The following is a 24,157-nucleotide window of genomic DNA, read 5'->3' as shown; positions in this document are numbered from 1 at the left end:
AAATATATATCATTCACAGTATTATGCAAGCATACAGTTTGGGAAAATACAAGTCTGATTGAGGCCTGAAAAACTTACCGTTTGAAGATTTTAAATTGTTTCAGCAATGCTCCGTTGCTTTCCAGGCGGATGAAATAAATGCCCGATGAAATGCCCAGTTTAGATAAATCAATGTTTGCGAGATCATCAGAAACCGTTACGAAATCATTGGGAAGCGACATTTTCTTGCCGGAAACGGTTATCAGCTCGTAGGAGATTTCATTGGCGATCTGGTCGGCTGGGAGTTTAATGTTGAGAACATTCTCCACCGGATTTGGGAAAAAGCGCCAGTCTTCGAGGTCCTTCGTAATGTTGATCGAATCGCCGTAAGAAATGCTGAATTGAATGGAATTTGTGACAATGACCGAATCGTCTTTCGTTGCAGTAACCGTCAGCGTGTAACGGCCAATGTAAGGTTCAAATCCTTTGTCATTCTCATATAGGGCAAACGGGAACTGTTTCGTTTGCGATTTTTTATGATAAGGGCCGTTTAAGTCAAAATCAACCCGGTCATATTCAAAGTTACCGTAAGCATAAATGTTCAGCAACGGAGGTAACTCGCTATGCGCCAGCACATCGTCGCCGGATAATTTCCGGATGACACGCTGATCGACCTTGCTGCCACCGCTAACCAGTTCAAAACGCACTTCCGGGATTTCAACCTTCAAGATGAAAGGAATTTCCACGTATGCGCCTGCATTGTCATACGCCCGGATAATGAGCCTGTATTCACCCTCTTCGGTCGGCGTCCCTGAAAATACATTAAGCTGGAAATTCAACCAAGAAGGACGATTTTGTAACGAAATGGAAGAAATATAGCCGTCCGGATCACCAAAAATTTCAGTGGGAAGAATATAGTTAAAAGGCATATTCAGCTGTGCATATTTGATGGGCAGCGAGCTGCTTGCAAAAGGCGGTGCATTAAGGAATTGCGGCTCAACAACCTTGATCGTGAAGTAAGTTTCAACAAATGCATTCAAATCATCAAATGCCTTTAAACTAATGCGATACTCACCTAATTGCGTGGGTGTTCCTGTCAAATTACCGTTTGTGAATTTAAGCCAGCCGGGCAATTCGCTGACCTCGATCTTGGTAACTTCTCCGTCAATATCTTCAAATGCTCCTTGTGAAATGGGCAATGAGAAAGGCGTATTAAGGGCAATGGTCTGGTTAGAAAAGTTTGCATCAACCGTTGGTGGCTTGTTGGCATTTTCGCGCGTATCCACACGAATGGTCAGGAAAGCTTCTGTCGTTCCGCCTTCATCATCGGTTCCTTTAACCTGGATCCGGTAATCGCCGAGCGCAGTTGGCCTGCCCTTTAACTGACCGTCTTCAAAACGAAGCCAGCCCGGCAATCCGCCAACTTCCACTTTCACAATAGTCCCGTCTACATCTGAAAATGTGTCTGTCGGCAACCGGTAAGCAAAGTCTTTATTCACCGCAATGATCTGCATTGGAACCGGTCGGAACACATATGGCGGATAATTGGACGCATCTTTCCAATATTCAGGCGAAAGAATGTCTTCGTTCATCCCGATCCAGACCGGTTTTGGGTTATTAGGATCAGCATATGCACGTTTTCTCCATTCATCAAAAATGACATTGATCGGTCCGCCTTTTTCAACTGCCGCCGAAAGCCGGTAACTCACAGAATCTCTGTAAACAATCGGTTTCATGGCTTGCGTAAGCCAGGTTTGCGCTGCCTGCCGAAGGAATGGCTCGGCGCGGTTCATCGTATTTTGTACAGAAGCAACCACCGCAACGACATTAGCGCCGTGTTCAAAATTTTCATTAATCTGCTTTAAATGCGCATTGTTATCAAATGAAGTGTTGATAAACAATTCGTTAGCCGTAATGAAGTTCGCTGGCGCCGCACTTTTAATGATGTCAACCGACCAGCGGTGGTCATGCGAGGCGAGGTCGTCATTGATCTTGATTCCATCGGCTTTTTCGTTCAAATCCCTGAAACCGAGTGTTCCGCGTACATTAGAAGGTTTGTCAAAAACAGAACCATAATCCGACACAAATTTCACATTCGGATCAACCGACTTAACGGTTGCGATCATTTGCTCCGTATAACGTTTCAGCACAAGATGGCGGTAAATGTACCAGTCTTTCCCAGCACGCTGGCGAAATGATTCTCCTGGTTCCCACGGCGTTGCGGGTGGATATGCGTCATCAAAAGAAGTGTAAGTCGTTGTTCCCCACAAATAATTTAACCGCTGGATTTTCTTATAATTCGTTTTCAGAAAAGCGCGGAAACCGGTGATCATCGATTTTGAATAATCATACACAGCAGGGTTATCCTTGCCATTTTCAATGATGCCACCCGGATATTCTCCTTCCTGTGTTCCAGTGCTGGTGACCGACACAAACAATAACTGATTGTTGGTCTGAAGATGCTTGTAACGGGTCACCGTTTCCTTCACAAATGCCTGCGCTTTTGTCAGAATGGGTTGATTATCAAATCCAAAAGAAGTGTCCTGATATCCGCTCAAAACGGGTTTTCCAGTTGAGGTCATCTGCGCATCGGAAGGCTCCCAAAACCCTTTGATCCTTGTGCTATGCCTTCCTACATGGATGCGAAGGGCGACTTTCATGCCCAGGTCCGTGGCCGTTTTAATCTGCTGGTCAAACTTGTCCCAAAGCGGTTTATCATTCGGAGAAGTGTAATAAATCTTATCCCACGGAATGGTGAGATAAACGGCATTCATTCCATAAGCATGCGCTGACCTGATCAGATCAAGTTCAGGTCCCTTTTCATCCTTATCCAAAACGTTCAGCAGCATCAATGCCAGGTAACGCTGTCCGTCGGCCTCTGTTGTTGCAGCACTGGGTTGTGCCTGGGACGATTGAAAAGGAGTTGCCCAGACCATTATCACAAAAAGTATTTGTGCGAACAGTTTGGACCAGGATGTAGAGTAATGCATGCTAAAAATTTTTGTCAATTATTTTGATCCAATCGTTATAACCATTGTCAATATTGAAACGGCTTGCCACTTCAATGCTTTTTGCGCTATCCGTTTTCGTTTGCCCGTTCATGATCGAGCGTATTGCCGTAACCATTTGTTTTACGCTCAAATCCTGCGTAACGATTCCCATTCCTTCCTGAACAAATTCCAGAACGCCGCCCGAAGGAAATGAAACGATGGGTTTGCCTAACAACGCAGCTTCAATCATCACAAGTGGAAACGGATCTTGCCGGGAGGTTAACAAAAACCCATTTCCCATGTCAAGGTAATTATAATAATCCTCTTTTTGCTTGCCTACAAGGTGAATCTTGGTCGCTGATTTTGAATTTTTGCAACGCTGTTCTGTATAATAAACCAGGCCGTCATCAATGCTCGCGCCAACCCATACGAGATGAACGCGCGGATCATTCAGTTCTTGTGCAATCTCAGGCAACATATCAAAACCTTTTCGTTCCGATGTCATTCCTGATAAAACCCACACAAAATCATCTTTTGGAATGCCTAGCTTTTCTTTTAATTCATTCGTCCGCTTTTCATTTTTCTTAACCAGCGAATTATCAATAAAAGAATATAGTAAGTCGACATTTCTGCCGCCCGCGTCTTTTATGGAATTACAGGTTGTTTGCGAACATCCGATCAGTAAATCAGAATAATCAACAATGCTTTTAAAGTCCGGCGCGCTCAGATAAGCATAGGTCAAAGGCATTTCGTGGAAGTGCGTAATCACCTTAATCTGATATTCCTTCGCGACGACAATGGTTTCCGGGATCATCGTCGTGTTCACATACCAGAAATCGGCTTTGAATTCCCTGGCCAGTTTTCGCAAATATCTCAATGTTGGATTTACTCCCAGATGGAAAGAGATTTTTTGAGCAATGTTGAAGTTTCTTGGCGCAATGAAAACGGGAATATCCGCAGGGAATTCTTTTAGTAATTCTCCATTTGCAAAGCTTACAATGCCCACGTCAAACCGGGTCCTGTCGATTTTTTTCAGAATGTAGAGCAGCATCATTTCTGATCCTGTCCGGGTGGCGTAAGGCGTGAAGAAGAGGATCTTTTTTTTAACGTTGTTCATGAATGGCGGTTAGCAAATCAATGTTTTCGTTAGGCTTTATTTTATAAAGTCCCTTTTTTGCAAAAAGCGTTTTCCAGAAATATTTTAGAATGACTCTGGTTTTTCTGACGTAGATATATTGTGTGCGCAGCTCTGTAAATGGGTTTCCGTCTGTTTTCAGATTAAAAGCCATTTTCCAAATATAAATTACCGGGATCATCAGAATATAATGTGAGATCAGCAGCAAATATTGCAGAACGCCATATTGTTTCCGGATCCACAGAAAATTGGAAACCTGCATTTGCGTGCTGAAACGGTTGATCCAGGAGATATTTGTGCGGCGGAATGGATTGTTGTTTTCAAGGTGAATAAATATGCAATCCTTGAAATAGCAGAGTTTGCCCAATTTTCCCAGCCTTCCCGACCATTCTACATCCTCGCCATACATGAAGAAATCGTCACTGAAACCGCCGGTTTGCTCATATCCTTCTCTTCTCACGAAAATGAATGCGCCGACAAGCCAGTCATGCTGATCCGGATCAGAATAGTTTGGATCGGGATAAAACTTTTTAACAATCTTTTCTATAAAACCGCTGGGCGGAAGAATGAAAAAAGTCCTGCGAAACTCATTAAAGCTTTGGTAAAACGGCATAGGCAAGCCATCAGCATAATATTGCAGAGCGCCGCAAGCGATAATGTCGGTCCGGACATTCATTCTGTCAAAACAGCGGCCTATAACATTGTCAATCAGCAGAGTATCCGCATTGAGCAACAAGAAATATTTGCCTTTTGCGACAGCCATTCCCCTGTTGTTGGCGATTCCGAAACCGTCGTTCGACGGTGCGTCTATCCATGTAATGTTCGGATAATGCAGCTTAACCAGGTCGCCGCCTCCATTCTCCGGGTCATTGTCAACGATGATTACTTCGAAAGAAACGCCTGAGGTGAATTTGTGGATAGAATCTAAGCAATTAATGATAAGCTGAGGCGTCCGGTAATTGATAATGACAATGGATACATCCATGAAAAGGTGTGTATGTTTCGGCGCAAAAATAGAAAATCTCCGCAGAAGATAGGTAATTCTTCTACGGAGACTCTCAAAATAGTCGGTGAGTTACTAAGCGGCCTAGTTTAATCTTTCGTAGATCCCGGCCACGCCCTGGCCACCTCCCACGCATGCTGTTACCATGCCATATTTCTGATCGCGGCGCTTCATTTCGTTGAACAATTGCACCGAAAGCCGTGCGCCTGTCGAGCCTAATGCGTGCCCTAACGCAATGGCGCCACCATTGGGATTAACGATTTCCGGGTTAATGTCAAGCTCCTGAATCACTGCCAAAGATTGCGCAGCAAAAGCCTCATTAAGCTCAATTTGCTCGATATCATTTAGTTGTAAACCGGCTTGTTTCAAACGCAATCGGAATAGCCGCAACCGGCCCGATTCCCATAACCCGTGGATCAACTCCAGCAGTCGCGTATGACATCATTCGGGCAATGGGTTTCAGATTCAACTCTTCAACCAATCTTTCTGACATCACCATGACAAATGCAGCTCCGTCAGAAGTTTGTGACGAATTTCCGGCAGTTACAGATCCGCCAGCTGCAAAAACCGGTTTCAATTTATTCAGCGCATCAAGCGATGTATCCGCGCGGGGACCCTCATCCTGATTCACTATAATTTCTTTCGTTTTCTTTTTGCCGGATGCAGCATCGAAATAGGTTTCCTTTACTGTTACAGGCACAATTCCGTCAGCAAACCAGCCTTCTTTTTGCGCCCTTAATGCCTTTTGATGCGAATTGTAAGCAAACTCGTCCTGCTTTTCACGACTAATGTTGAAATCCTTGGCAACCTGCTCGGCCGTCAGCCCCATGCTCAGGTAATAATCCGGATTCGTATGTGCGATTTCATAGTTCAATGCGGTTTTCCAGCCCATTGTCGGTACAAGTGACATGGATTCTGTTCCGCCTGCAATAATGCATTCAGCCATTCCCGCATGGATTTTTGCCGAAGCCATTGCAATTGCTTCTACTCCGCTGCCGCAATAACGGTTAATCGTAATGCCTGAAACATTCTTAGGAAGTGCAAGCAAAGCAACATAGCGGCCCATTTGCATGCCCTGTTCAGCTTCCGGAACTGCATTTCCCACAATCACATCGTCAACGCGTGTCGGGTCCAGGTTAGGGACTTTTTCCAGCAAATATTTGATTACAGTTGCGCCAAGGTCATCTGGCCGTGTAAACCGGAAGCCTCCACGCGAAGCTTTTCCCACTGCGCTCCGATATCCGGCAACAATATATGCATTCATAAAGTATGGATTTTGAGTTCGATAATGGTCGGGCAAAAGGAATTAGTATGCCTGCATACCATTGGTAAAAATAGCAATTAATCATAAAACAACAAACCGCCGGAATTTGTTTTCCGACGGTTTGCAAATACAAAGTCTGTACTGATGAAAGTTTTAAATAATGTTAAGATGACATGCTGGTTTGCTCGAAAGGTTTGGGTCTTTTGGCGCCATCCGGCATCACGATCCAAAGAATGACATATAATAAAATGATTGGAAATGTGACCGGGATAAAAACGCCAAGGACGAAAAGTATCCGTACAACCGTTACATCAATGTCAAGATAATCAGCGATTCCGGAGGCAACTCCACCTAAAACTTTGCTGCTAGTATTGCGAAATAATCTATTGTTGTTCATGGCTATGGTTATTTGTTTTTGTTTGATGACTCAAAGCTACTGTGTATTGCATAGTAGTGTTATTAATTTGGTATAAACGGTTTCAGCACCTGAGAATGGGTACTTAATTCGTTTAAACAAGTGTAAAAAAGATTAGAGTTACATTAGGATTCTTGTGATTGATATGCAATACTATTTGCAATGAATTACCTTTGAGTTTGAAAATGATAGCTTTGCTGACAATCTGGCACTTCCGGATAGGCAGGCGCAATATTTTTTCTGTAAATGATCTGTTAAAAACATATATAAAATCATGTTTAAAATATTTTCAAAGCTGTTTGGCACCAAATCAGAACGGGACTTAAAAGAGCTAACCCCGTACGTTGATAAAGTCAATGCCGAATATGCACTTCTGGCTTCCTTAACCAATGATGAGCTTCGGGCCAAGTCCGAAGGTCTCAAACAACATATTGCCGATAACCTTAAATCCATTGACGATCAGATTGCGGTTTTGAGACAACAGGCTGCTGATGAGCCTAATGTGGATAATAAAGAAGCAATTTTCAAGCGGATTGACGCCTTGGATCTGGACCGTAATAAAGAATTGGAAAAGATCCTTCTGGATATTTTGCCAAAAGCTTTTGCGATCGTTAAGGAAACAGCAAGACGTTTTAAAGAGAACGATAAACTGGAAGTTACCGCTTCCTATTTTGATAGAGAAGTTGCCTCAAGAAAGTCACACGTGGTGATTGAAGGCGATAAAGCACATTGGAATACAACCTGGGACGTAATCGGGCAGCCTATTAAATGGAATATGCTTCATTATGATGTCCAGTTGATTGGTGGTGTGGTTTTGCACCAGGGAAAAATCGCTGAAATGGCGACCGGTGAAGGTAAAACGCTTGTTGCAACCTTGCCTGCTTTCCTTAATGCGTTGGCAGGAAATGGCGTTCACATTGTAACGGTGAATGATTACCTGGCAAAACGTGATGCCGAGTGGAATGCACCGCTTTTTGAATTTCACGGCATGAGCGTTGACTGTATCGATCGCCACCAGCCCAACACCATTGCCCGCAGAAATGCTTACAAAGCCTCTCTGACTTACGGAACAAACAATGAGTTTGGTTTTGACTATCTCCGTGACAACATGTCACGTACGCCGGAAGAGCTCGTTCAGCGTAAGCACCACTTTGCCATGGTCGATGAAGTTGACTCCGTTTTGATTGATGATGCGCGTACGCCATTGATCATCAGCGGACCGGTTCCTCGTGGCGATGAGCAGGAATATTTAGAATTGAAACCGCGCGTTTCAAGGATCGTTGAGGCTCAGAAAAAACTTGCAATGGATTTTCTGAATGATGCAAGGAAGAAAATTGCAGCCGGTGACAAGAAAGAAGGAGCATTATCCTTGTTCCGTGCACACCGCGGGATGCCGAAATATAAGCCATTGATTAAATATCTGAGCGAATCGGGTATTAAAGCGCTTATGCAGGAATCTGAGTCAATATATCTTGCAGAAAATCAAAAGCTGATGCCAATCGCTGATGAGCCGCTTTATTTTACCATTGATGAGCGTCACAACAGCATTGAATTAACTGAAAAAGGGATTGACTTCCTGACAGGGGAATCAGAAGAAACAAGCTTCTTTATCCTGCCAGACATTGCCGTTGATCTCGATGCAATTGAAAAAGATGCATCATTGAATGAGCAGGAACGCATTATCAGAAAAGAAGCATTAATCCGTGATTATTCTATAAAAACAGCCCGCATTCACACGGTTAACCAGCTTTTGAAAGCATTTACGCTTTTTGAAAAAGACGTGGAATATGTGATCATGGACGGAAAGGTTAAGATCGTCGATGAGCAAACGGGTCGTATCATGGACGGACGTCGTTATTCCGACGGTTTGCACCAGGCGATTGAAGCAAAAGAAAACGTGCGTGTTGAAGATGCGACGCAGACTTATGCGACGGTTACATTGCAGAATTATTTCCGTATGTATCACAAGCTGGCTGGTATGACCGGAACGGCGGAAACAGAAGCGGGTGAATTCTGGGAAATCTATAAATTGGACGTTGTTTCCATCCCTACCAATGTCAACGCGGTAAGGAAAGATCATGAAGATAAAGTGTATCGCTCCGTTCGCGAGAAATATAATGCGGTAACGGATGAAATCGTAGAGCTTGTGGAAGCCGGACGTCCTGTTCTGGTGGGTACGACTTCGGTTGAAAACTCCGAGATTATCAGCCGGATGCTCACATTAAGAAAAATCCCGCATCAGGTTTTGAACGCCAAGCAACATCAGCGTGAAGCGGAAGTGGTGACAGAAGCCGGTAAGCCCGGAACTGTGACCATAGCAACCAACATGGCTGGTCGTGGAACGGATATTAAACTTACTCCGGAATCCAAAAAAGCGGGTGGACTTGCGATCATTGGTACGGAGCGTCACGAAAGCCGTCGTGTAGACAGGCAGCTGCGCGGTCGGTCCGGCCGTCAGGGTGACCCGGGTTCTTCGCAATTCTTTGTTTCATTGGAAGATAACCTGATGCGTTTGTTCGGTTCTGACCGGATGGCGAAGGTTATGGACCGCATGGGACTGGAAGAAGGCGAAGTAATTCAAAGCGGAATGATCACCAAATCCATTGAGCGTGCGCAGAAAAAGGTTGAGGAAAATAACTTCGGCATGCGTAAGCGTCTTTTGGAATATGATGACGTGATGAACTATCAGCGTGACGCCATTTATACACGTCGTCGCAATGCATTGTTCGGAGAGCGTCTTGCGGTGGACATTGCGAACACATTATATGATGTTTGTGACGAACTGGTTAGCACAGCGGGAACGTACGCTGAACTGGAACTGGCCGTCATTACGACATTGGGAATGGAAGTTCCTTACAGCGAGTCGGAATATGGATCAATGAAGCCTGCGGATCGTTCGCAGAAACTTTACGATGCGGCTGAGCAGCAGTATCAGGACAAAAATTCAGGAATTGCTTCCAAAGCATTGCCTGTGTTGAGCTCTATTCATGCAGAACGCGGAGCGACCATTTCCGAGATTATGATCCCATTCAGCGACGGCATTCGCCAGACTGGTGTGGTTGTAGGCTTGAAAAAGGCGATCGAGAACGAAGGAAAGGAAATCACCACGGAAATGGAGAAAGCGATCGTGCTTTCACTGATCGATCAGGAATGGAAAGAGCATTTGCGTGAAATGGATGATTTGAAACAATCCGTTCAGAATGCTGTTTTTGAGCAAAAAGATCCGTTGTTGATCTATAAATTCGAATCCGTTGAGCTTTTCAAACGCTTCCTGAGCAAAGTAAACTTTGACATGATCTCCTTCTTGATGAAGGCGGATATTCCACAGGAAGAAGCGGTGCCGGCAACTGCGGTGCAACAAACCGTTCGTCGTCCAACTCCGGCCCCAGCATTGCATACGAACCGTGAAGAGGAATTTGACACGGAGCTTGACGGAGGTCCTAACGAGTATGCGCGTAATATGGAATCGACCACAAAAGCGCAGCCTGTCCGCACCATTAAGATTGCCGATAGAAACCAAAAAGTTTCTGTTCAATATCGTGATGGACGAATTTTACGCGATGTGAAATTTAAAAAAGTGGAGCAGGAAGTTAAAAACGGAGACTGCGTTGTGATCGAATAATTTGTTCACAAAAATATAATAATCAAAAGCCCTGCCTTTTCTGACTGGATTGGCAGGGCTTTTGATTGAAAGGAAATCAGGATTTATACGATATTTGTATTTTAGAGCGAGTCATTAACGAAACATTAGCTGCATGAAACTGCACAGAGAAGGATTCACCATTATGGCCATTACTGCCATTGTATTGATACTGATAAACTTAGGGGTAAACTATTTACTTCCCGATGGATATTGGATTCCAAGATTGGTGTTAATTGGCAGTGTAATCGTGTTCTTGCTCGTCGTTCAGTTCTTTCGTGTGCCTAAGCGTGTTGTTCACACCAGCGACAGACAGGTTGTTGCGCCATGCGATGGTCGCGTTGTTGTAATTGAGGAAGTTGTTGAAAATGAGTATTTTAAAGGCCCAAGAAGACAAGTTTCTATCTTCATGTCTCCGCTTAATGTGCATATCAACTGGAACCCGATCAGTGGCGTGGTGAAATATTTCAAATATCACCCCGGCCTTTATCTGGTTGCCTGGCATCCCAAGTCAAGCACGGATAATGAGCGTACAACGGTGGTAATCAAAACAATAGAAGGAATCGAAATCCTTTTCCGTCAGATTGCAGGAGCAGCTGCACGCCGCATACGCTGGTATGTAAAGGAAGGCGACCAGGTTGAACAAAGCACAGAAATGGGCTTTATTAAATTTGGATCACGCGTTGACATTTTCCTTCCGTTAGACGCAGAGGTGAAGGTTAACCTGCAGGACAAAACGGTCGGCAGTGTAACGGTTCTTGCTGAGTTGAAAAAATAACCTGTTCAGGAGCACATTAAGGCCTTAATGTGCCAATCCATTCCCCGATCTGCGCGAAGAAACCCGGCACAGAAGCAGGATAAACAACAGCCATAAATATCATTCCGAAAATTGCCCCAACCATGTGCGCGCTGTGATTGACATAGCTGGTTCCTCTGCGCGCTTCATAAAAAGAATATCCAAGAAACAGGATCCCAAAGATAAACGCCTTCATTTTGATGAAGAAATAAAGCGAAATCGTCATAGTTGGCGCAAAAAGGATGGCTGCAAATAAAACCGCAGAAACGCCTCCGGATGCACCCAGTGAATTGTAATTGGAATTGTTGCGGTGCTTTAAGAAGGTTGGAATGTCCGAAACAATGATGCCAACAATGTAGAGGAACAAATAATACAATGTTCCGCTCGGGCCGAACAACATGCCGAACAATCTTTCAATTCCTTCGCCTACGAACCACAAACTGAGCATATTAAACAGCAAGTGCCCAAAATCGGCATGAATGAAACCGGAAGTGACGAACCTGTAATATTCGTTACGCCGCGTGACTTTGGCCGGATTGAGGATCAGTTTTTCCATTAAACTGTAATTGTTCAACGCATAATAGCTGATGCCGCAAGTAATGATGACCAGAAGAAGGGTTACTGACATAGTGGGTTTTAATGTTTTGTTGGGTTATTCTATTTCTCTCGCTCAACCAATTGCTGGGCAAACTTGCAGCAACGGCGCTTTACGACTATCGTCTATTTTTAATTTATACAGGCTGGTAAGTCCTTTGGCAAAATATGCCTGGATTTTCTCCTCTGTAAAAGAACGGATGCCAAGCGTTTCATAAATGCCTGTTACAGCCGCCACTTTTTCCACCTTATCAAAATGCTTCTCGCCAATCCATTTATCCAATTCAGCCTTGGCATTTGCGTCAGCCTTGGAAAGTGCTTCAATGAGCAGAAAAGTCTTTTTATTTGAAATAATGTCGCCGCCTACTTGCTTGCCAAACTTGTCCGGATCGCCGTAAACATCCAGCAAATCATCTTTTAACTGAAAACCAATCCCCATATTTTCACCGGCAGCATAAAGCAAGCTGATCGATTCTTCATCGGCGCCGCCAATGATCCCGCCAAGCTCCAACGCAAAGCCAAGGAGAACCGAAGTTTTCAAGCGGATCATGCCAAGATATTCTTCTTCGGTAACGTCCCAGCGTGTTTCAAAATTCATATCCAGCTGCTGACCTTCACAAACTTCGGCAGCCGTTTTATTAAATCTTTCCAAAACACGGCGCAGCTTGTCTGCAGGAATGTCAAGCAGCAAGTCATAAGCCTTGATCAGCATCACGTCACCAGACAGGATCGCGGTGTTCGCGTTCCATTTTTCATGCACGGTGGGCTTTCCTCTGCGCAATGGTGCCTGATCCATAATGTCGTCATGCATGAGCGTGAAGTTGTGGAAAACTTCTACCGCCATGGCCGGTTTAACGGCTTTTTCCCAATCTTCCAGATAAATTGAAGCTGCCAGCAAGGTTAATAACGGCCGGAAACGCTTGCCACCAAGCGCCATAATGTAGCGGATCGGTTCGTATAGTTCCGAAGGATATTCGCCATAAGATTGTTCTTCAAACTCAGTTTGCAGCGCTTGCAGTAATTGTTCGGGTTTAATCATTCGCAGGATAAAAAAGATCCGTTAACACAGATCCAACGGGTAATGTAGTAACGGTTTGATTTGATAAGATATGTATGCAAAGTAGGGAAAATTAATAACTTTGAGATTCCGCCCATCATATATTAATTCATTCAGCATGCCTTTTCACCAGTATTTTAACGGAGAAATTCTTCCTGTCGACAGTCCGATTTTCAAAAGCAATGATCTCGGGCTGCTCCGCGGTTTTGGGCTATTTGATTATTTCAGAACATATAATGGTGTTCCGTTCCGGTGGGACGATTACTGGCAGCGGTTCGAAAACTCAGCGCGATTATTAAAGCTCTCCTTGCCCGTTTCTCAACAAGAAACCGAAAAAGTGTTAGCCGATCTGCACGCTTTGTCCGGTGAGCAGGAAGTTGCTTTTCGTTTTGTGCTCACGGGCGGTTATGCGCCGGATAGCGTCAATGTTGTCGAGCCTAATTTTCTGATCAGAACGGAAGCATTGCCGCAAGATAATCCAGCGGGTCGTTTGAAGGGAATCAAGGTTTTGCCTTATGATTACGTGCGGGATTTGCCTGAAATAAAAAGCACAAATTACGTGCATATGGTGCTTATGGCCGATGAAATGCGCCGTCAGCAGGCAGCAGATCTGCTTTTTCACAAAGAAGGAGAAGTTAGCGAGCTCACGAGGAGCAACATTTTCATTTTCCAGGGGAATAAGCTCATTACTTCTGACCGCAACATTCTGAAAGGCATCACCAGAAAGGTTGTTATGGAGCTTGCTAAGGCACATTTTGAGGTTGAAATCCGGCCTGTAATGTACAAAGAAGTGATTATGGCGGATGAAGTTTTCACAACCAGCACCACAAAATGGGTTATGCCTGTTGTGCAAATCGGCGACTTGCCGGTTGGGAGCGGAGAAGCAGGGAAGCAGACGCTGTTTTTGCAGGGTTTGTTTGAAAAGCTGGTTGCCAATTGGGGTAAATAAAAAAGTGGCCAGCCAGATGGCCGCCACTTCTCAATTTTTGTAATAAGCTATAATTTATTTAGGTGCATTAGGTGAATCTTTGTTGACGATTGGCCAAACGCCCGGTCTCGGAACGCTGACCCCTTTTGTCATGCCTCTTTTCATTTCGTCGGGCCCGAAGTAATAAAGCGGCCATCCTTTATACGTAAGCTGCTTTTTGCCAAAAACGTCGATGGTGGCAAACATTGTTTTGTCGAGGTTGGAGGGAAGTTCCTTTATTTCACTCACCTCGTAAATTGGCCAGGTTGCATCTTTGGCAGGATCATTGGTCGTCCAGTTGTTAATTCCGGATGAATCGCGGGCAAATGCATATAATGTTCTTCCCATGCCATCCACAAAAAACTGCGTTTCGCCGGTTCCTTCGGTCAGATCAGGTTTGTAAGATTTTCCATCATTACCCACGAGTTGCGCATTGGCCAGCATGATCGTGTAGTCCGTTTTGGCGACAAACCATATTCCACCTACATTCTCACCATTCGCTTCACCGGCAGCTGCATCATTTTTATAATAATACAAAGGCCATCCTTTATAAGTGGTCTGTGGTTTGCCGTCAGCACGGGTAATGTTCGCAAAGTCGCCCGCGGTCAGGCCAGCGTCAGTTTTAAGTTTTGAAAGGTCGGTTACAGCAAAAACAGGCCACGTAGCCTCGCAGTTGCCAGTGCAAACCGAAGTTCCCGCAGCGTCTTTTGAAAAGAAATACAGTGATTTGCCATCCTTGTCGGTCAGGATTTTGCCAAACTTGCTGTTGTCTTTGATCTGAATGTCGTTGGCAACAGGAATCGGATCTGTGTCCGGATCGTTGTCGTCGTCCGAGCAGGACATTGCGACGGACATGAGTAACCCCATGGCAAACAGCATGCGGGAAAGGTTGAAGATTTTCATCGGATTCAAATTTTTATTGTTAGAGATGAATTGGTTTGTCGTGAATACGAGCAAAGCCTTCCGATGGTTGCGCAACAAAAAAAGCATAACCAGTGGCTATGCTTTCATAAATAAGTCAGGGAATTTCAGCTCCAACCTTGTGCCGTGATTGGAACGCGGCTGTCGCCTTTGGTATGCAACACGATTTCTTCTTTGTTGCCCGTCATGTAGCCGATAAAGCTGATTTTCGGATTGTTTTTGATCAAATCATATGAAGCCTGTGACACCGTGAAAAGCAGATTCATAATCTTCACCGCCGTTCATCGCCGCCGTAATGGGCCCAATGTTGAGCTCCGAAGCAGCAAGATAAGTCTGGTCGTCAATCGGAATGCGCTCTTCAAAAACCACAGCGCCCAAGCCCGACTGCGCACATATATGCAGCAGATCAGAAGCAAGTCCGTCAGAAACGTCGATCATGGCTGTAGGCACAACGCCCGCTTCCGCCAGCTCATAAACGACATCCATACGCGCTTCCGGACGAAGCTGGCGCTGGATCACATAATCTTTTCCTTCCAATTCAGGCTGCATATCCGGATTGGCCAGGAAAACCTGCTTTTCTCTTTCCAATAATTGAAGGCCCAGATAAGCACCACCCAAATCGCCCGTTACGCAAAGCAAATCATTCGCTTTTGCCGTGTTTCGGTAAGTGATTTTATCCTTATTGACTTTGCCAAAAACACTTACAGAAATCAATAATCCGGATCTCGACGAAGACGTGTCGCCTCCAACCAGGTCTACATTGAAATCGGCGCAGGCCGCCTTCATGCCCACATATAGCTCGTCTATTGCTTCCAGTGAAAACCGGTTGCTTAATGCGAGATTCACAGTCACTTGCCTTGGAATGCCATTCATAGCCGCAATGTCAGAAACATTGATGGCAATGGCTTTGTAACCCAAATGTTTGAGCGGGAAAAAAGTAAGGTCAAAATGTACGCCTTCCAGCATCAGATCAGAAGAAAGCAAGCCATATTCCTCACCCGTATCAATCACTGCCGCGTCGTCGCCAATGCCGCGAATGGTGTCCGGCAATACTGTTTTTATTCCGCTGTTTATTCTTTTTATAAGCCCGAATTCGCCGAGGCTGCTGATTTCAGTTCTTGTTTCCATAGTACAAAATTAGCTAAAAAAAGCGAAGCCACTTCCGGTTGGAAATGGCTTCGCTTGATATGAATGACATTAACAGACCTGTTTGAAGGTTGTTAAGGATTGGTCAATGTGTATTCGTTGATTGTGCCGCCTGTTTTCGGACTCGTTTTCAAACGTGTCAAAACAACTTTGGCATCGTCCAGCGAGTTGATCGTAAATTCAATTGTGCCGCCGCTGCCGGTTGGCTGCGGAGTTAACTCTTTCAAAATCAATTTAGAATCACCTTCCAGATCCCAAACTCCCGCTGAATGTGCTTCCGTCAAATTCTGTGTAAGAAACCGTCTTTGTGCCCGAAGCATTGTTAAGCGTAAGCCTGAAACCCGAATAAGCAGGCAATGTGTTGGTAGAACCTCCTCTTGTGTACACGACCGTTGGCCCATGTTTCACAGATTCCGCAGTCCAAGCTTTTGCAATGCGCTCTGAAACAGGCTTTACCTTTTTCTTACATCCGGTTGCAATCAGTGTTAGTGCGAGTAATGTACACCAAATTAGAGAGTAACTTTTTTTCATATTTCTTTTTCTTGAATTTCTTTAACAGAACGCCAAGTTCTTACATTTTAGTCTGAATATCAAAATATTCACCCAAGATGATTTTTAATTTCAAAGCGAAGTTGCCTTATCGCTAAATTGCGGCTCAAATGGCAGCAATGAAAGAATATACGAAAGCGCAGCTTGCACTCAGAAACGGACAGGACAGAGAGGAAATCTGGTGTGCATATAAAGGCATTATTTACGACGTGGGCTCCTCACGGCTTTGGCGAAACGGGCATCATTATGAACATTGGGCAGGGCAGGACCTTACCAAAGAATTAGGCGACGCCCCGCATACAGAAAAGGTTTTCGAGCGCTTTAATGCGATTGGAAAATTGCAGTCACAGGATAAATAAGTCCATGCAGAAATCATATTTAATTGCAGACAGCGGGTCTACCAAAACAGATTGGGTCTTAAAAACTGCGCAGGCAGAACATTCCTTTCAATCAACGGGGATTAATCCGTTTTATCAGACTGCGGAAGAAATTATTCCTGTTTTGGAAAAGGAAGTTGTGCCTAATCTGTTTTGGCCTGTTGAAAAAATATATTTTTTCGGAGCAGGTTGCGCAAATGAACAAACTAGCCGGCCTGTTTTCGATGCATTAACCCGATGCATTTCCTCAGCCGAAACGATCGAAGTTGCATCCGATATGTTGGGTGCTGCCCGTGGATTATGCGGACATGAGCCCGGGCTTGCGTGTATTTTGGGCACAGGGGCCAACAATGCTTATTATGATGGAGAAAATATTGTCCGCTCAATCGGTTCGCTGGGTTTTTGGCTGGGCGACGAAGGCAGCGGTTCTTATTTGGGTAAAACATTAGTTGTTCACTTTTTACAGCATGAACTTCCGCAAGATTTACACGAGCAGTTTGCGGCGCAATATCCGGATATCGACCGGCTTTCGGTCTTGGATAATGCTTATAAGAAACCTTATCCAAATCGCTATTTCGCAGGTTTCTCGAAATTTATCGCTGAAAATAAAGAACATTCATTTCTTATAAATCTGGTTTCAGATGCATTTTCAATTTTTGCTGAAAAATACATTTGCAAGCATCCTGAGGCGGAGGTGGTTCCGGTTCATTTTACAGGATCCATTGCTTTTTATTACCAGAACATTCTGGAAGATGTTTTGGAAAAAAAGGGTTTAAAGCCTGGAAGAATCTTGAAATCACCGCTGGAAGGACTTTTGCATTACTATTCTTGAAATTTGTTCACAATAAAAAAGCCATCGCGCGTTAATTCTGGGCAATGTCGAGACGTACAATCCAATTACTAACTGTTTTTTCTGCTGTGCTCATCATTAGTGTGGTGATCACACAGATCTATTGGGTGAAGCAAGCATTGGATTTGCGGCACCGTCAGTTTAACCAAAATGCGCACGTCGCGTTGCAGGACGTGGCAAACAAGCTGGCCAAAGTGAATGGCGTCATGCAAACGAGCAACCCGGTGGAGCAATTGTCGCCGGAATATTTTTTGGTCGATACGAACGCAACCACGCAGCCCGACCTGCTGGAACATTTCATCAAAGACAGCTTTCAAAAAAATAATCTGATCACCGATTTCGAAGTCGGCATATACGATTGTACGACCAATCGCATGCGTTACGGAATGACGCTGAGCACAAAGAATAATGATAAGATCCCCACGCCAACTTCCAACTGGATCAAAACGGATAAATATCCTTACTATTTCGGTGTGCGGTTTCCGGAACAGGACGCTTATTTTGCAGGCACGCTGAATGGTGCGATATGGTCATCTACACTGGTGCTAGTTGCGGTTTCCTTTTTTGCATATGCGCTTTTTGTTATTTTAAGACAAAAACAGTTGTCAGAAGTGCAGCGCGATTTTGTCAATAACATGACCCATGAGCTCCAAACGCCTATTTCAACCATCCGCATTGCTGCTGACGTGCTCAATTCTGAAAGCATTATTACGCAGCCCAAACGACATAAGCGCTATGTCCAGATCGTGCAGGATGAGATTTTAAGGTTGCAGGGACAAGTGGAAATGGTGCTTTCCATGGCCAAAGCCGAGCGCAATGTGCTGACGCTGCAAAAGGAAACCATGCGCATTGAGGAGATTATAGAATCGGTTTTATTGCCATTTGAAAACAAAATTGCCTTCCTTAATCACGCAGAAAATACGCTGATCGAAGCAGATCCATTTCATTTCAGGTGCATGATCAATAACCTGATCGATAATGCATTGAAATATTCAAATGATGTTCCCGATGTGAAAATTGAGACCTATAACAAAGGCAAATGTCTTGTAATTGCGGTTCAGGATCAGGGCATTGGCATTGCGCCGGAATATCGCAAAAAGATTTTTCAACCAGTTTTTCCGCATTCCTTATGGCGACGTTCATAATGTAAAAGGGTTCGGAATCGGGCTCAGTTATGTCAAACAAATCGTCCGCGCACATCACTGGAAACTCGATCTGGAAAGCACATTAGGCAAAGGCAGCACATTTATCATCACAATTCCTCAGAAACAAGGATAATGAAAAAACGAATTTTGTACGTTGAAGATGATCCCAACCTCGCATTTGCAACGAAGGATAATTTAGAGGAATATGATTATGAAGTGGTTCACGCACCTGACGGCATTAAGGCATTGGAACATTTCGGAAAAGACCATTTCGACATTTGCGTGCTGGACATTATGCTTCCAAAAACGGATGGATTCACACTGGCTGAAAAAATCCGCAGCTCAGACAGCCAGGTCCCGATTCTGTTTCTGACGGCGCGCGCCTGCAGGAAGACAAGATCAAAGGCCTCAAGCTTGGAGCGGATGACTACATTACAAAGCCATTCAGCATTGAAGAGCTCAAATTGCGGATCGACGTGTTTTTGCGGCGAAGCAAATCGGAACAGCCGCTTGCAACGAAGGCCGATTCCAGCAAGGTAGGACAATATACATTCGACTTTCAGAAGCTTACACTGGCTTTCAATGGGCAGGCAGCCAGAATCTCACCTTCCGGGAAGCAGAAGTGCTGAAATATCTTGCGGAAAGGCCGGACCAGGTGATCCGCAGAGATGAACTTTTGAAGGCAATCTGGGGCGATGATGACTATTTTATGGGTCGGAGTTTAGATGTTTTTATATCAAGGTTAAGGAAATATCTTTCAGCAGATCCTGACATCAAAATTGATAACATTCACGGCGTAGGGTTCAGAATGAGGTGGTAGGCGTGTTTTTTTGAAAATTTCTTTTCTCTAAGTTTGGTCACGAAAAATTAATTACGCATCTTTGCACCCTCATTTGGAAAAAAAGTAAGGTTATGGCTAAGGTTTGTCAAATTACAGGTAAAAGAACTCGCGTTGGAAATAACGTTTCTCACGCTAACAATAAAACAAAGCGTAAATTCTTCCCGAATTTGCAAAAGAAACGTTTCTTCCTTCCTTCGTCTGGAGAATGGGTTACGTTGAAAGTAGCAACATCTGCACTTCGTACTATCAATAAGAATGGTATTGAAGCAACGATTCAAAAAGCATACGATAAAGGAACGCTTACGTTCTAAAAATATTTACGAGTTTAAAAAAGGACTTCTCCTATCCGGGAAGTCCTTTTTTCATGCACCGTGCTTAATGTGCAGATCATGGCTGACAACGAAAGCATATTTCTTCTTCTGGGTTCCAATTTAGGGGATCGTGCTGCTACGCTTTCAGTCGGCTATCCGGCACATTTCAGAACGGGTTGGCGTTGTGTCCCTGCATTCTTCGGTTTATGAACGGAGCCCTGGGGCGTTGCAGATCAGCCTGCGTTTCTTAACCAGGTGCTCCGCGTTGAAACTAAACTCGCTCCTGAGGAAGTTTTAAGAATTATTTTAGACATTGAGCACGAACTTGGCCGGGTTCGTTATGAACGCTGGGGCGCACGTGTCATTGACATTGATCTCCTTTATTACAGCGACTTAGTCCTGGACACTGCCCGGCTCACCCTTCCGCATCCTCGTTTGCAGGATCGACTTTTTACCCTTATTCCACTCGCTGAGATTGCCCCTGATTTCATTCACCCGGTGTTCAAAATGACGTCTGCTGCATTGCTCGAATCGTGCCCCGATAAAGGCGTTATCACAAAATTACCGTAAAAAAGTACTATTTCTTTTCGGGCTGTCCGTTTTCTGCATTCAGCCACTTATTCCCTTTTTTTTCCAGTTCATCACTTTTTTCTGTCATATTAATCTGATTAACACGTGCTTTGTCGGACAGTCAGTTGATGCCTGCAAAACTTTTTAAAATAAATTGGCAGGGTATACGTCATTACGATTGTCATACGAATAGGAAAAGTTCAATAATGAAATTAAAGCCCATGAAAAACAAAGTACTTACTCAATGCTTCTTCTTCCTGATTTTTTGCGTCAGCGCAGCGTCTGCCCAGAACAAGCATACGGTTAGCGGATATGTGAAGGATCAGTCTAATGGCGAAGGGCTTATCGGCGTTTCGGTTTACGTCCGCGAGGCCGAAACGGGCGTCGTAACCAATCCTTACGGCTTTTACTCGCTAACCTTGCCCGAAGGCAGCTACACGCTGGTGTTTTCTTACATTGGTTATCAGAAAGTAGAAAAAACGGCTAATCTCGATTCGGACAAAACGGTCAGCATTGAAATGAGCGATGAGAGCACGGACTTGCAGGAAGTGACGGTTTCGACACAAAGAGAAGATGAGAATGTGAGAGGCATTGAAATGTCTGTCAATAAAGTGGAGATGAAAACGATCCGTAAAATGCCTGCATTGCTTGGAGAAGTGGATTTGATCCGTAGCATTCAACTTTTACCCGGCGTAACTTCCGTGGGTGAAGGTGCATCCGGTTTCAATGTGCGGGGTGGGGATATTTCTCAAAACCTCGTTTTACTGGATGAAGCGCCAGTTTATAACTCTTCTCACCTTTTTGGGTTTTTCTCGGTGTTCAATCCGGATGCTGTTAAAGACGTGAAATTGATAAAAGGCGGAATTCCTTCCTTATATGGAGGCCGGATCTCTTCTATTCTGGATGTCAGGATGAAAGAAGGGAACTCTAAAAAGCGCGAAATCAATGGCGGAATCGGGACTATTTTCTCACGATTGACCTACGAGCAGCCATTTGCGAAAGGAAAAGGATCATTCATTGTTGCCGGCCGCCGCTCTTACATTGATATTCTTGCCAAGCCTTTCCTGAATTCCGATTTGAAAGATTCGAAATTCTTTTTCTACGACCTTACTGCCAAAGTGAATTATAAGATTGGTGAAAAAGACACATTTTTCGCTTCAGGTTATTTTGGAAAAGATGTTTTTGGGGGCGGAGACTTTGGTTTTGGATGGGGCAATGCAACTGCAACGGCACGCTGGAATCACGTTTTTTCTAACAAACTGTTCATGAACCTGACCGGTTATTACAGCAATTACGATTACACGCTCGGTCAAAACCAGAATAAGCCGGATGCGAAGGACCGTTTCGACTGGAAATCAAAGATCATCAGCACAAGCGTTAAGCCGGATTTTACATTTTATATTACGCCAAACAATCAGCTGACATTCGGCGGGCAATACATTTATTATGACACCCGTCCGGGCAAAGCAATAGCCGTTTCCGAAGGTCAGGACACCGACATTAGCCTCGAACCACGATATGCGGATGAATCAGCATTGTACATTGGTAATGAACAGAAAATCTCGGATCGCATTTCGTTGCAATATGGTGTGCGCTATTCTTATTTCAGGAGCCTGGGGCCGGGAATGGAATACGATTATCTGGAAATTGACAAAGGACAGCGCAAGTTTCCCGTGCTTCCTGGCAAACAATACAAAAAGGGTGATGTAATCCAAAGTTACGGAAATTGGGAACCACGCGCTTCCCTGAACATTGGTTTAACTTCAACCGCTTCTATCAAAGCAAGTTATAACAGAACAGCGCAATATTTACACCTTTTGTCCAACACCGCAGCAAGCTCGCCACTGGACGTCTGGACTTTGAGCTCGGTTAACATTGCACCAGAAAAAGCGGATCAGGTTGCATTAGGCTGGTTCCAGAATTTCAAGGACAACACTTACGAGGCATCGGTGGAAGTTTATTACAAAAAGCTTTACAATCAGATCGATTATGTGCCCGGTTCTGAATTATTATTAAATGAATTTGTGGCTGGCGACCTGCTTTTTGGCAAAGGCCGTGCTTATGGAGCGGAGTTTTATCTCAAAAAGAACAAAGGCAAACTCACCGGCTGGATCAGTTACACGTTGGCGCGCACGGAACGACTTGTTGAAACGATTAACAATGACGACTGGTTTCCTGCAAGGTTTGATAAGCCGCATAACTTTACTTCTGTGGCGATTTACGAAATGGGAAAAAGATTGTCGCTTTCGGCAAACTTCACCATTACTTCCGGGACACCAGCAACATTCCCCACAAACCGTTACGAATATGGCGGCTGGCCGATTGGAAATAACATTAACAACGTAAGAAACAACAACCGCATTCCGGCCTATCACCGCCTGGACTTGGCTGCAACATTGAAATCGAAGAGGAAATTGTTCAATGTGGGACAAGGCGAGTGGGTGTTCTCCGTATATAATGTATACAACCGACGCAATCCATTCTCGGTGTACACCCGCAGCAATGAAGACACGCCATTGAAAACCGAAGCGGTCCGTTACTCGGTAATCGGAAGTTTGATTCCGGCAATCACCTATAATTTCAAGTTTTAATTAGCCATCCAAATCATCTGGCAAAATACAACGCCATGAAAAACATGATCAAAATATCAGATATCAAGAGATTAAGTTTCCTGCCACTATTTTTTGCATCATTCTTCATCCTTACCGGATGTGAAGATGTGATCGATCTGGATGTGGAAACGGGTGCTGAGCAACTTGTCGTTGACGGCTGGATTACGAACGAAGCCGGGCCGCAAACCATTAAGCTAACCTGGTCAGCCGCTTATTTCAACACATGGGCCAGCCAAGCCGGTTTTGGGCGCTGAGGTCACGGTTAAGGATGACAAAGGCAAGATTTATGAATTCAAAGATCTGGCTGGAAACGGACAATACATTTGGGGGAAAACCACCGCTGATACGCTGGGACATATCGGCCGCACTTATTCTTTGACGATTAAAAATCAGACTGACACCTATACAGCCAAAACCGAATTAAAGCGCGTTCCGCAAGTTGACTCGATTGTGTATCGCAAAGAAAAATTGCCTTTCGAGCCTGATAAGGGGCCTCGGGAAGGTTATGTTGCTCAGTTTTATGCCCGGGATTTTGTAGGCGAAGGGGACACTTATTGGATCAAGCCGTTGATCAACGGCAAGCCTGCTGTTGATAAAGCAGTGAACATTTCGATTGCTTATGACGCAGCATTTGGTTCGGGCGCTCCTTCGGATGGTTTGATTTTCATTTTGCCAATCCGCGAGTCACTGACAACCGATTCGCTCTACTCCGCTGGCGCTTCCGTGGGAGTTGAGCTGCATAGCATTACAAATGAGACATTTGAGTTTTTGAAACAAGTCAGAGAACAAGCTGGAAACGGCAGACTTTTTGCTGTTCCCATTACTAATATCAAATCCAATGTTGTAAATGCGGATCCGAAAGGGATGAAAGCGCTGGGTCTGTTTGGCGCTTCTGCCGTAAGCCGGATGCAAACCATCATTGATCCTGAAAAAGCACGTCCCGACGAAGACTAATGTGCGTAAAAACCTCACTGATCCACTGGTAAAGCTGTTTT

General features: G+C 44.5%; 19 protein-coding genes and 5 pseudogenes. 13 read left to right on the top strand and 11 right to left on the bottom strand.

Features of this window, described 5'->3' with window-relative positions; all coding sequences use genetic code 11:
• Positions 1-74 precede the first annotated feature (74 nt).
• The 5 genes and pseudogenes from AC0IYG_RS23500 to AC0IYG_RS23480 all read right to left on the bottom strand — a co-directional run bounded on the left by AC0IYG_RS23500 (position 75) and on the right by AC0IYG_RS23480 (position 6,768).
• On the bottom strand, positions 75-2,969 hold the full coding sequence (locus AC0IYG_RS23500) for a putative Ig domain-containing protein (RefSeq protein WP_471713498.1): 2,895 nt from the start codon (positions 2,967-2,969) through the stop codon (positions 75-77).
• 1 nt (position 2,970) lies between these two features.
• Positions 2,971-4,086: a glycosyltransferase gene (locus AC0IYG_RS23495; RefSeq protein ID WP_471713497.1), complete on the bottom strand. Its 1,116-nt coding sequence runs from the start codon at positions 4,084-4,086 to the stop codon at positions 2,971-2,973.
• Complete coding sequence (locus AC0IYG_RS23490; RefSeq protein ID WP_471713496.1) at positions 4,073-5,089, bottom strand: glycosyltransferase family 2 protein; 1,017 nt, start codon at positions 5,087-5,089, stop codon at positions 4,073-4,075. The genes AC0IYG_RS23495 and AC0IYG_RS23490 overlap by 14 nt, the downstream gene beginning before the upstream one ends.
• A 102-nt stretch (positions 5,090-5,191) precedes the next feature.
• A pseudogene (locus AC0IYG_RS23485) lies at positions 5,192-6,371 on the bottom strand (acetyl-CoA C-acyltransferase).
• A 163-nt stretch (positions 6,372-6,534) separates the two neighbouring features.
• Positions 6,535-6,768, bottom strand: coding sequence for a PspC domain-containing protein (locus AC0IYG_RS23480; protein ID WP_471713495.1), 234 nt, complete (start codon positions 6,766-6,768; stop codon positions 6,535-6,537).
• A gap of 292 nt (positions 6,769-7,060) precedes the next feature.
• On the opposite strand from AC0IYG_RS23480, the gene secA reads away from it, so the two are divergent.
• Both secA and AC0IYG_RS23470 read left to right on the top strand, forming a co-directional pair.
• Positions 7,061-10,408, top strand: a complete 3,348-nt coding sequence (gene secA, locus AC0IYG_RS23475) for a preprotein translocase subunit SecA (protein ID WP_471713494.1) — start codon at positions 7,061-7,063, stop codon at positions 10,406-10,408.
• A 133-nt stretch (positions 10,409-10,541) separates the two neighbouring features.
• Positions 10,542-11,204: a phosphatidylserine decarboxylase family protein gene (locus tag AC0IYG_RS23470; protein ID WP_471713493.1), complete on the top strand. Its 663-nt coding sequence runs from the start codon at positions 10,542-10,544 to the stop codon at positions 11,202-11,204.
• Between the two features lie 16 nt (positions 11,205-11,220).
• Here the strand turns inward: AC0IYG_RS23470 and AC0IYG_RS23465 are convergent, their stop codons facing one another.
• Together AC0IYG_RS23465 and AC0IYG_RS23460 are read right to left on the bottom strand one after the other, a co-directional pair.
• Positions 11,221-11,850 carry a rhomboid family intramembrane serine protease gene (locus tag AC0IYG_RS23465; RefSeq protein WP_471713492.1) on the bottom strand — a complete coding sequence of 210 codons (630 nt, stop codon included), beginning with the start codon at positions 11,848-11,850 and terminating at the stop codon, positions 11,221-11,223.
• A 29-nt stretch (positions 11,851-11,879) separates the two neighbouring features.
• Positions 11,880-12,852 (bottom strand): annotated as a pseudogene (locus AC0IYG_RS23460) (polyprenyl synthetase family protein).
• Positions 12,853-12,991: 139 nt separating this feature from the next.
• On the opposite strand from AC0IYG_RS23460, the gene AC0IYG_RS23455 reads away from it, so the two are divergent.
• Positions 12,992-13,822: an aminotransferase class IV gene (locus AC0IYG_RS23455; RefSeq protein WP_471713491.1), complete on the top strand. Its 831-nt coding sequence runs from the start codon at positions 12,992-12,994 to the stop codon at positions 13,820-13,822.
• A 54-nt stretch (positions 13,823-13,876) separates the two neighbouring features.
• On the opposite strand, the gene AC0IYG_RS23450 is transcribed toward AC0IYG_RS23455, so the two are convergent.
• From AC0IYG_RS23450 to AC0IYG_RS23435, 4 genes and pseudogenes are all read right to left on the bottom strand, one after another.
• Entirely contained in the window at positions 13,877-14,743 is an 867-nt protein-coding gene (locus tag AC0IYG_RS23450; RefSeq protein WP_471713490.1) for a hypothetical protein, read from the bottom strand.
• A 125-nt stretch (positions 14,744-14,868) separates the two neighbouring features.
• Positions 14,869-15,889 (bottom strand): annotated as a pseudogene (gene thiL, locus AC0IYG_RS23445) (thiamine-phosphate kinase).
• A 92-nt stretch (positions 15,890-15,981) separates the two neighbouring features.
• Positions 15,982-16,134: a hypothetical protein gene (locus AC0IYG_RS23440; protein ID WP_471713489.1), complete on the bottom strand. Its 153-nt coding sequence runs from the start codon at positions 16,132-16,134 to the stop codon at positions 15,982-15,984.
• Positions 16,135-16,147: 13 nt separating this feature from the next.
• Positions 16,148-16,438 carry a hypothetical protein gene (locus AC0IYG_RS23435; protein WP_471713488.1) on the bottom strand — a complete coding sequence of 97 codons (291 nt, stop codon included), beginning with the start codon at positions 16,436-16,438 and terminating at the stop codon, positions 16,148-16,150.
• A 137-nt stretch (positions 16,439-16,575) separates the two neighbouring features.
• On the opposite strand from AC0IYG_RS23435, the gene AC0IYG_RS23430 reads away from it, so the two are divergent.
• From AC0IYG_RS23430 to AC0IYG_RS23385, 10 genes and pseudogenes are all read left to right on the top strand, one after another.
• On the top strand, positions 16,576-16,815 hold the full coding sequence (locus tag AC0IYG_RS23430; RefSeq protein ID WP_471713487.1) for a cytochrome b5 domain-containing protein: 240 nt from the start codon (positions 16,576-16,578) through the stop codon (positions 16,813-16,815).
• A 4-nt stretch (positions 16,816-16,819) separates the two neighbouring features.
• On the top strand, positions 16,820-17,665 hold the full coding sequence (locus AC0IYG_RS23425; protein ID WP_471713486.1) for an N-acetylglucosamine kinase: 846 nt from the start codon (positions 16,820-16,822) through the stop codon (positions 17,663-17,665).
• A 44-nt stretch (positions 17,666-17,709) separates the two neighbouring features.
• On the top strand, positions 17,710-18,828 hold the full coding sequence (locus AC0IYG_RS23420; protein WP_471713485.1) for a sensor histidine kinase: 1,119 nt from the start codon (positions 17,710-17,712) through the stop codon (positions 18,826-18,828).
• Positions 18,761-18,961 carry a sensor histidine kinase gene (locus AC0IYG_RS23415; RefSeq protein ID WP_471713484.1) on the top strand — a complete coding sequence of 67 codons (201 nt, stop codon included), beginning with the start codon at positions 18,761-18,763 and terminating at the stop codon, positions 18,959-18,961. Before AC0IYG_RS23420 ends, AC0IYG_RS23415 begins: the two co-directional genes overlap by 68 nt.
• Positions 18,961-19,648, top strand: a pseudogene (locus AC0IYG_RS23410) (response regulator transcription factor). The gene AC0IYG_RS23415 and the pseudogene AC0IYG_RS23410 overlap by 1 nt, the downstream one beginning before the upstream one ends.
• A 92-nt stretch (positions 19,649-19,740) precedes the next feature.
• Positions 19,741-19,980, top strand: coding sequence for a 50S ribosomal protein L28 (gene rpmB / locus AC0IYG_RS23405; RefSeq protein ID WP_031528537.1), 240 nt, complete (start codon positions 19,741-19,743; stop codon positions 19,978-19,980).
• A gap of 222 nt (positions 19,981-20,202) precedes the next feature.
• Positions 20,203-20,550 (top strand): annotated as a pseudogene (gene folK, locus AC0IYG_RS23400) (2-amino-4-hydroxy-6-hydroxymethyldihydropteridine diphosphokinase); the annotation flags it as partial.
• Positions 20,551-20,771: 221 nt separating this feature from the next.
• Complete coding sequence (locus AC0IYG_RS23395; protein WP_471713483.1) at positions 20,772-23,141, top strand: TonB-dependent receptor; 2,370 nt, start codon at positions 20,772-20,774, stop codon at positions 23,139-23,141.
• 35 nt (positions 23,142-23,176) lie between these two features.
• The gene (locus tag AC0IYG_RS23390; protein ID WP_471713482.1) at positions 23,177-23,416 is read left to right on the top strand and encodes a hypothetical protein; all 240 of its coding nucleotides are present in this window, start codon (positions 23,177-23,179) and stop codon (positions 23,414-23,416) included.
• A complete protein-coding gene (locus AC0IYG_RS23385) occupies positions 23,406-24,116 on the top strand; it encodes a DUF4249 family protein (RefSeq protein ID WP_471713481.1) in 711 nt (236 codons plus the stop codon). The genes AC0IYG_RS23390 and AC0IYG_RS23385 overlap by 11 nt, the downstream gene beginning before the upstream one ends.
• The last annotated feature ends 41 nt before the right edge of the window (positions 24,117-24,157 follow it).

Source organism: Dyadobacter sp. AC419 (assembly GCF_979253085.1).
This window is presented reverse-complemented; position numbering and strand designations above follow the sequence as displayed.